This window comes from Streptomyces telluris (genome assembly GCF_024519335.1).
Taxonomy (GTDB): Bacteria; Actinomycetota; Actinomycetes; order Streptomycetales; family Streptomycetaceae; genus Streptomyces; species Streptomyces telluris.
In genome coordinates this window covers 121,529-131,286 of sequence record NZ_JANIID010000021.1, presented here as the reverse complement: position 1 = coordinate 131,286, position 9,758 = coordinate 121,529, and the positions used below count along the sequence as shown (strand labels likewise).

Annotated in this window: 1 protein-coding gene; it reads left to right on the top strand. The window is 74.7% G+C overall.

Annotated features, from left to right (window positions below):
* The first annotated feature begins 33 nt into the window (after positions 1–33).
* Positions 34–9,714, top strand: a complete 9,681-nt coding sequence (locus NQU55_RS22365; protein WP_256791007.1) for a non-ribosomal peptide synthetase — start codon at positions 34–36, stop codon at positions 9,712–9,714.
* The last annotated feature ends 44 nt before the right edge of the window (positions 9,715–9,758 follow it).

The window sequence follows — 9,758 nt, the reverse complement described above, 5'->3', positions numbered from 1 at the left end:
ACCCCTGCCGACTCCCCGACCGAGAGCGCCACGATGACTGACTCCACCGACCTGAACCCGGCAGACGACTCCGGCGCCGGATCCGCGCTCGAGGACGTCTACCCCCTGTCCTCCCTGCAGGAGGGCCTGCTCTTCCACGCCGTCTACGACGAGGGCTCCCGCGACGTCTACGTCGTCCAGTCCCACCTCGACCTCGACGGCCCCCTCCCGACCGCCGACCTCGCCGCCGCCACCGACGCGCTGCTGCAGCGCCACGCCAACCTCCGCGCAGGCTTCTGGTACGACGACGGCGAGGACCCCGTCCAGTTCGTCCAGCGCCACGTCGGCACCCCGCTGCGCGAACTCGACCTCACCGCGCTCGCCGACGACCGGCCGGTCCAGGAGGAAGCGGTCCGCGCCGCCGTCGAGCAGGACTGGAACCACCGCTTCGACCTCGCCGAACCGCCGCTGCTGCGGCTGACCCTGCTGCGGCTCGGCCCGGACACCGCCCGGCTCGTCGTCACCTGCCACCACCTGCTCCTCGACGGCTGGTCCATGCCGATCCTCGTCCGGGAGCTGCTCACCCTCGTCGGCTCCCGCGGCGACCTCGCCGCCCTGCCGCCCGTGCGCCCCTACCGCGACCACCTCGAACTGCTCGCCGGCCGCGACGCCGACGCCGCCCGCCGCGCCTGGACCGCCGCCCTCGACGGCATCACCGAGGCCCGCCCGGTCGCCCCCGGCGCCGGCCTCGGCACCCCGGCCGAACCGGCGGACGTCGTGGCCGAGGCCGACCCGGACCTCACCGCCGCCGTCACCGTCGCCGCCCGCATCCGCGGCCTGACCCTCGGCAACGTCCTGCACACGCTGTGGGGCGTCCTCGTGGGCTCCCTCACCGGCGCCGACGACGTCGTCAGCGGCACCACCGTCTCCGGCCGCCCCGCGGACCTCCCCGGCGCCGACACCATGGTCGGCCTGTTCATCAACACCCTGCCCGTCCGCGTCCGCCTGGCACCCGGCGCCACCCTCGCCGCCACCGCCGCCGCCGTCCAGGCCGAGCAGGCCGCCCTGATGGACCACCAGCACCTCGGCCTCGGCGGCATCCAGCGCCTGACCCCCGTCGAAGGCCCCCTCTTCGACACCCTGCTCGTGGTGGAGAACTACGCCGGCAGCGACGACGTCTCCGGCGTCCTCGGCGCCGCCGCGGCCGGCTGCGGCCTGCAGGTCACCGGCCTCGGCGCCCGCGACGCCACCCACTACCCGCTGACCATGCGCGTCCTGCCCGGCGACACCCTGCGCCTGGAGCTCGGCTACCGCCCGGACGTCTTCGACCACGAGGGCGCCCAGCGCATCGCCGACCGCTTCCTGCACCTGCTCACCCTGTTCGCCGACGCCCCCGAGACGCCCCTGGCCCGCCTCGACCTGCTGCTCCCCGACGAGAGCCGCTCGCTGGCGGGCGAGTGGAACGCCACGGACCGGCCCGTTCCCGGCGGCACGCTGGTCACGCGGTTCGCCGGCCAGGCGGCGGAGACGCCGGACGCGACGGCAGTGGTCTACGAGGACCGCGAGCTGACGTACCGGCAGCTCGACGAGCTGTCGGACGGCCTGGCCGGCGAACTGGCCGCCGCCGGCGCCGGCCCGGACCGGATCGTCGCCGTGGCGGTGCCGCGCTCCGCCGAACTGATGGTGTCCCTGCTGGGCGTGCTGAAGTCCGGCGCCGCCTACCTCCCGCTGGACCTCGACCACCCCGCGGAACGCCTGGCGGGAACGGTGGCCGACGCCGCGCCCGTGTGCGTGCTGACCACCGGCGCCGAGCACCCCCGGCTCTCCTGGCTGCAGGACGTCCCCGTCCTGCTCGCCGACGCGCCCCGCGCCGCCGCCCCCCTGCACCAGCCCGCGGCGGCCCCGCAGCACGCCGCCTACGTCATCTACACCTCCGGCTCCACCGGCCGGCCCAAGGGCGTGGTGGTCACGCACGAGGCCATCGTGAACCGCCTGGACTGGATGCGCGACGCCTACGGGATCGGCCCCGGGGACCGGATCCTGCAGAAGACCCCCGCGAGCTTCGACGTGTCGGTGTGGGAGTTCTTCCTGCCGCTCGTCAGCGGCGCCGCTGTCGTCCTGGCCCGGCCCGGCGGCCACCGCGAGCCGGACTACCTCGCCGCGCTGGCCGGACGGGCCTCCGTCACCACCGCGCACTTCGTCCCGTCGATGCTCACCGCGTTCACCTCCGCCGCGGAGCAGGACGAGACGATCCGCAGCGCCTTCCGGGGCGTCCGCCGCGTCTTCTGCTCCGGCGAGGCCCTCCCCGCCGCGGCCGTGGACCGGTTCGCCGCCCTGTGGCCGCACACCGAGCTGCACAACCTGTACGGGCCCACCGAAGCGGCCGTCGACGTGACGTACCACCGCACCGAGCCCGGCGCCGGCGTCGTCCCCATCGGCCGCCCCGTGTGGAACACCCGCCTGCACGTCCTGGACGCAGCTCTGCGCCCCGTGCCCGTGGGCGTGCCCGGCGAGCTCTACCTCGCAGGCGTCCAGCTGGCCCGCGGCTACCTCGAGCGCCCGGGGCTGACGGCGTCGCGCTTCGTGGCCGACCCGCAGGGCCCGGCCGGGACGCGCATGTACCGCACCGGCGACCTGGTCCGCCGCCGCGCCGACGGCGCCGTCGAGTACCTCGGGCGCACCGACGACCAGGTCAAGGTCCGTGGCTTCCGCATCGAACTCGGCGAGATCGAGGCCGTCCTCGCCGCCCACCCGTCCGTCCGGCACACCGCCGTCCTCGTCCGCACCACCCCGGCCGGCGCCCAGCACGTCGTCGCCTACGTCGTCCCCGCCCCCGGCACCGACGCGGGCCCCGACGCCCTGCGCGAGGCCTGCGCCGCCCGGCTGCCCGAGTACATGGTCCCGTCCGCCTTCGTGACCCTCGACGCCCTGCCGCTGAGCGTCAACGGCAAGATCGACCGCAAGGCGCTGCCCGACGCCGCACCGGACGCCGGCGCGACCGCCGGCGACCGTGAACCGGCCACCGAGACCGAGGCAGCCCTGTGCGCCCTCTTCGCCGAGGTCCTCGAACTCCCCGGCGTCGGCGTCCACGACGACTTCTTCCGCCTCGGCGGCGACAGCATCGTCTCCATCCGCCTCGTCGGCGCCGCGCGCGCCGCAGGACTCACCCTCAGCCCGCGCGACGTCTTCGAAGGCCGCACCCCCGCCGGACTGGCGGAGCGGGCCGGCCACGGCGCGCCCGCCGGCGACACCACCGGCCCGGCGCCCGCCGCCGAACTGCCCGAACCCAGTGCGCAGGACGCGGCGGCCGTCCGCGCCGCCGTCCCCGGCGTCACCGAGATCTGGCCGCTCTCCCCGCTCCAGCAGGGCCTGCTCTTCGAGGCCCTCTACGACGAGGACGCCCTCGACGTCTACACCTCCCGCGACGTCGTCACCCTGCGCCGCCCGGTCCCCGTGGAGACCCTGCGCACCGCGGTGACCGCCGTCCTCGACCGGCACCCCAACCTGCGCGCCGGATTCCTCCACGACGGACTCGACCGGCCCGTCCAGTTCATCCCGGCCGGCACCACCGTGCCCGTCACCGAGACCGACCTGCGCACCCTCGCCCCCGAGGCCGCCGACGCCGAGCTGCGGCGGCTCCAGGACGCCGAGGCCCGCACCCGCTTCGACCTCGCCGACCCGCCCCTGGTGCGCCTGTCCTCCGTCCTCACCCCCGACGGCCGCCAGCACGTCCTCGTCACCCACCACACCCTGCTGTGGGACGGCTGGTCCACCGGCCTGTTCCTGCAGGAGCTCCTGGCCTGCTGCCACGCCCTGGTGACCGGCGGCACCCTCCCGCAGCCCGGCCCGGCCGGCGACCGGCCCCTGGCCTACCGCGACTTCCTCGCCTGGCTCCACACCCAGGACACCACCGCCGGCGAAGAGGCCTGGCGCACCGCCCTCGCCGGCGTCGACGAGCCCACGCTCATCGCCCCGCAGGCCCGCGAGCGCGCGGCCCTCCTGCCCGAGGAGCACGTCACCGAGCTGACCGCCGCCCTCAGCTCTCGCATCACCGGCTACGCCAGGACCCACGGCCTGACCCTCAACACCGTCCTCTCGGGCGTCTGGAGCCTGCTCCTGGCCGGGCTGACCGGGCGCCAGGACGTGGTCTTCGGCACCACCGTCTCCGGCCGCCCGGCGGAGCTGACGGGCATCGACCGCACCATCGGCATGTTCCTCAACACCGTCCCGGTCCGCGCCCGGCTCGACCGGCACGAGACCGTCACCGCCTACCTGGCCCGCCTCCAGGGCGAGCAGGCGGCCCTCCTGCCGCACCACCAGCTCAGCCTCGGCACCATCCAGCGCGCCGCCGGAGCAGGCCGCCTCTTCGACACGCTCCAGGTGCTGCGCAACACCCCCGTCGACCAGGACGAACGCGACCGCATCGGACAGGCCCTCGGCGTGGACGACGTCACCGACGTGGACGCCACCCACTTCCCGCTGATCTTCGCGGCCAACCCGGGCGACCGGCTCGGCTTCGAATGGAAGTTCCGCCCCGACGTCTTCGCCCGCACGACGGTCGAGGAGCACGCGCAGCGCTTCGTCTCCCTCCTGGAACAGATCACCGCGGACCCCGGCGTACTCGTCCGGCACCTCGACGTGCTGACGGAGACGGAACGCGGCGCGGTCCTCGGCGAATGGGCCGCCACGGCACGCGAGCTGCCGGACGCCTCGGTGGCGGACCTGCTGGCCGAGCGGGCGGCCGCCGTGCCGGAGGCGGTGGCGCTGGTCGAGGGCGAGCGCGTGTGGACCTTCGCCGAACTGGACGCCCGGGTGAACCGCCTGGCCCGGCTGTTCCTCGCCCGCGGCGCCGGACCGGAGAAGGTGGTGGCCCTCGGCCTGCCGCGTTCGCTGGAGATGGTGGCGGCGCTCTTCGCGGTGCTGCGCGCCGGAGCGGCGTACCTGCCGCTGGAGCTGGACTACCCGGTCGACCGCCTCGCCTACATGGTCGAGGAGACCGCACCCGTCGTCCTGATCACGGACTCCTCCGTACGCGACCGCATGCCGGACGTCGACGGCGTTCCCCGCGTGGAGCTGGACGACCCCGCCGTCGTGGCCGAACTCGCGGGTCTGCCGGACGGACCGGTGGAGGCGCGGGTGGACCTCGACGCCGCCGCGTACGTCATCTTCACCTCCGGTTCCACGGGCCGCCCCAAGGGCGTCGTCACGCCCTACCGCGGCCTGACCAACATGCAGCTGAACCACCGCGAGGCCATCTTCAACCCCGTCGTGGAGGCGGCCGGCGGCCGGTGCCTGCGGATCGCCCACACCGTCTCGTTCTCCTTCGACATGTCCTGGGAGGAACTGCTGTGGCTCGTCGAGGGCCATGAGGTCCACGTCCTGGACGAGTCGCTGCGCCGCGACGCCGAGGGCCTGGCCGCGTACTGCGCCGAGCAGGCGGTCGACGTCATCAACGTGACGCCGTCCTACGCCCAGGCGCTCGTGGAATGCGGCCTGCTGGACGAGGACCGGCACCGCCCCGTCCTGGTCCTCCTCGGCGGCGAGGCCGTGCCGGAGTCGCTGTGGCAGCGCCTCAAGGACACGCCCGGCCTGATCGGCTACAACCTCTACGGTCCCACCGAGTACACGATCAACACGCTCGGCGGCGGCACGCTCGACAGCGACACCGCCACCGTCGGCCGCCCCATCTGGAACACGCGGGCCCACGTGCTGGACGCGTGGCTGCGCCCGGTCCCGGTCGGCGTCCCGGGCGAGCTGTACGTGTCCGGCGTCGGCCTCGCCCGCGGCTATCTGAACCGTCCGGGCCTGTCGGCGGGCCGCTTCGTCGCGGACCCCTTCGGCGAGCCGGGCGGGCGCATGTACCGCACGGGCGACGTCGTCCGGTGGCGCCGGGACGGCCTGCTGGACTTCCTCGGCCGCGCCGACGACCAGGTCAAGATCCGCGGCTACCGCGTCGAGCCCGGCGAGATCGAGGACGCGCTGGCGCAACTGCCCTCCGTGGCGCAGGCCGCGGTCGTGGTCCGCGAGGACGCCCCCGGCGTCAAGCGCCTGGCCGCCTACCTCGTGCCCGCCACCGCCGGGGACGTCGTCGATGTCGCTGCCGTGCGCCGTTCGCTGGCGGAGTCCCTGCCGGAGTACATGGTCCCCTCCGCGTTCGTCGTCCTGGACGCGCTGCCGCTGACCGTCAACGGCAAGCTCGACCGCAAGGCCCTCCCCGCCCCGGACCCCGGCGCGACCGGCACGGGCCGCGCTCCCGCCAACCCCCGGGAAGAGCAGCTGTGCGCCCTGTTCGGCGAGGTGCTCGGGACCGGACCCGTCGGCCCCGACGACCACTTCCTCGACCTGGGCGGCCACTCCCTGCTGGCCACCCGCCTCGTCAGCCGGATCCGCACGGCCCTCGGCACCGGCCTCGCCATCCGCGACCTCTTCGAGGCGCCGACCCCGGCCGCCCTCGCCGAGCGCACCGCCGGGGCGACGGAGGAGCGGCCCGCACTCGTCCGCCGTGAGCGCCCGGCCGAGCTGCCCCTCTCGCACGCCCAGCGCCGCATGTGGTTCCTGCAGAACCTCGACGCCTCCGGCGCCACGTACAACGTCCCGCTCGTCGTCCGGGTGAGCGGCGCGCTCGACACGGACGCGCTGCGGCTCGCCGTGGCCGACGTGACCGCCCGCCACGAGAGCCTGCGCACCGTCGTGGCCGAGCACGAGGGGCGCGTCGTCCAGCGCATCCTCGACGCGCCCGCCCCCGCCGACGCGCTGCACGTCGTCACCACCACGGAGCAGGCGCTGGAGGCCGACGTGCAGACGGCCGTCCGGCACGGCTTCGACCTCTCGCGCGAACTGCCCCTGCGCGTCACCGTGCTGGACATCGCGCCCACCGACCACGTCCTGGTGCTGCTCTTCCACCACATCGCCGGCGACGAGTGGTCGATGCTGCCCTTCGTGGACGACCTCACCACGGCGTACACCAGCCGCGCCGGCGGCACCGCCCCCGCCTGGCAGCCGCTGCCCGTGCAGTACGCGGACTACACCCTGTGGCAGCGCGAACTGCTGGGCGACCCCGCGGACGAGCAGAGCCTGCACGGCCGCGAGGCCGCGTACTGGAAGCAGGCGCTCGCCGGGCTCCCGGAGGAGCTGGCCCTGCCCACCGACCGCCCGCGCACCCCGGCCACCGGCCTGCGCGGCGACACCGTACGGGCCCAGGTGCCGCGGGCCGTCTACCGCGGGCTGCGCGACGCCGCCGCCACCACGGGCACGACGACCTTCATGGTCCTGCAGGCGGCCGTCGCCACCCTGCTCCACCGGCTCGGCGCCGGCGACGACATCCCCCTCGGCGCCCCGGTCGCGGGCCGCTCCGACGCCGCGCTCGACGGGCTCGTCGGCTTCTTCGTCAACACGCTCGTGCTGCGCAACGACCTCTCCGGCGACCCGTCGTTCACCGAGCTGCTCGGCCGCGTCCGGGAGCACGACCTGGTGGCCTTCGCCCACCAGGACCTGCCCTTCGACAGCCTGGTCGAGGCCGTCAACCCGCCGCGCGTCCCCGGCCGTCACCCGCTGTTCCAGGTGATGCTCGGGTACCGCAACAGCGACGGCGAGGCCCGCCGCCTCCTCGGGCTGGAGAGCCGCATCCTCCCGTTCGAACTGGGCGCCGTGAAGTTCGAGCTCGACTTCAACTTCGAGGAGACGCCCGGCGCCGAAGAGATCGACATCGCCTTCGAGTACGCGGCCGACCTCTACGACCGCTCCACCGCCGAGGCCCTCGTGGAACGGCTCCTGTCCCTCCTCGCCCAGGTCGCCGAGGACCCCGGCCGCCGCATCGGCGCCCTCGACGTGCTCACGCAGGAGGAGCGGGACGCGGTCCTGGGGGAGTGGGCGCGGACCGGACACGAACTGCCGGACGCCTCTGTGGCGGACCTGCTGGCCGAGCGGGCCGCGCGCACGCCGGAGGCGGTGGCCCTGGTGGCCGGAGACCGCGTCTGGTCCTTCGCCGAACTGGACGCCCGGGTGAACCGTTTCGCCCGTCTGCTGCTGGCCCGGGGCGCCGGACCGGAGAAGGTGGTGGCCCTCGGCCTGCCGCGTTCGCTGGAGATGGTGGCGGCACTGTTCGCCGTGCTGCGCACCGGTGCCGCGTACCTGCCGCTGGAGCTGGACTATCCGGTCGACCGCCTCGCCTACATGGTCGAGGAGACCGCACCCGTCGTCCTGCTCACCGATTCCACGGCGCGCGCCCGTATGCCCGAGGTCGACGGGGTCCCGCGCGTGGAGCTCGACGACCCTGCCGTCGTCGCCGAGCTGGCGGGTCTGCCGGACGGGCCGGTGGAGGCGCGGGTGGACCTCGACGCCGCCGCGTACGTCATCTTCACCTCCGGTTCCACGGGTCGCCCCAAGGGCGTCGTCACGCCCTACCGCGGCCTGACCAACATGCTCCTGAACCACCGCGAGGCCATCTTCCACCCCGTCGTCGCCTCCGCCGGCGGCCGGACGCTGCGCATCGCGCACACCGTCTCCTTCTCCTTCGACATGTCGTGGGAGGAACTGCTGTGGCTCGTGGAAGGGCACGAGGTCCACGTCCTGGACGAGTCCCTGCGGCGTGACGCCGAGGGCCTGGCGGCCTACTGCGCCGAGCAGGCGGTCGACGTCATCAACGTGACGCCGTCCTACGCCCAGGCGCTCGTGGAATGCGGCCTGCTGGACGAGGACCGGCACCGCCCCGTCCTGGTCCTCCTCGGCGGCGAAGCGGTCCCCGAGTCGCTGTGGACGCGGCTGTGCGAGACGCCCGGCCTCATGGGCTACAACCTCTACGGCCCGACCGAGTACACGATCAACACGCTCGGCGGCGGCACGCTCGACAGCGACACCGCCACCGTCGGCCGCCCCATCTGGAACACGCGCGCCTACGTGCTGGACGCGGCGCTGCGGCCGGTGCCGGTGGGCGTCCCGGGCGAGCTGTACGTGTCCGGCGTCGGCCTGGCGCGCGGCTACCTCGACCGCCCGGGCCTGACCGCCGGCCGGTTCGTCGCCGACCCCTTCGGCGCGGCCTTCGGCGAGCCCGGCGCCCGCATGTACCGTACGGGCGACGTCGTCCGGTGGCGCCGGGACGGCCTGCTGGACTTCCTCGGCCGCGCCGACGACCAGGTCAAGATCCGCGGCTACCGTGTGGAACCCGGGGAGATCGAGGACGCCCTGACCGGCCTGTCCTCCGTCGCCCAGGCCGCCGTGGTCGTCCGCGAGGACACCCCGGGCGTCAAGCGCCTGGCCGCCTACCTCGTCCCCGCAACCGCCGGAGACGCCCTGACCGCCGGGGACATCGACGCCGCCGCCGTGCGCCGTTCGCTGGCGGAGTCCCTGCCCGAGTACATGGTCCCCTCCGCGTTCGTCTTCCTGGACGCGCTGCCGCTGACCGTCAACGGCAAGCTCGACCGCAAGGCGCTCCCCGCGCCCACCGCCGCCGACATGGCCGCCGGCGGCACGGGCCGGGCCCCGCGCGACGTGGCGGAGAAGACGCTGTGCGAGGTCTTCGCCGACGTCCTCGGGCTGCCCGAAGTCGCGGTCGACGACAGCTTCTTCGAGCTCGGCGGCCATTCGCTGCTGGCCATGACGCTGCTGCACCGCATCCGCGAGGCCTTCGGCACCGGCGAGGCCGGACCGGGCATCGGCGACCTGTTCGCCGGGCCCACCGTCGCCGAACTCGCCGCCCGCTTCCGGGAGGCCGTACCCGCGGGCTCCCGCCTCTCCTGACCCTCCCGACTCTCTCACCCCACCCGCACAAAGGAGCATCCCGT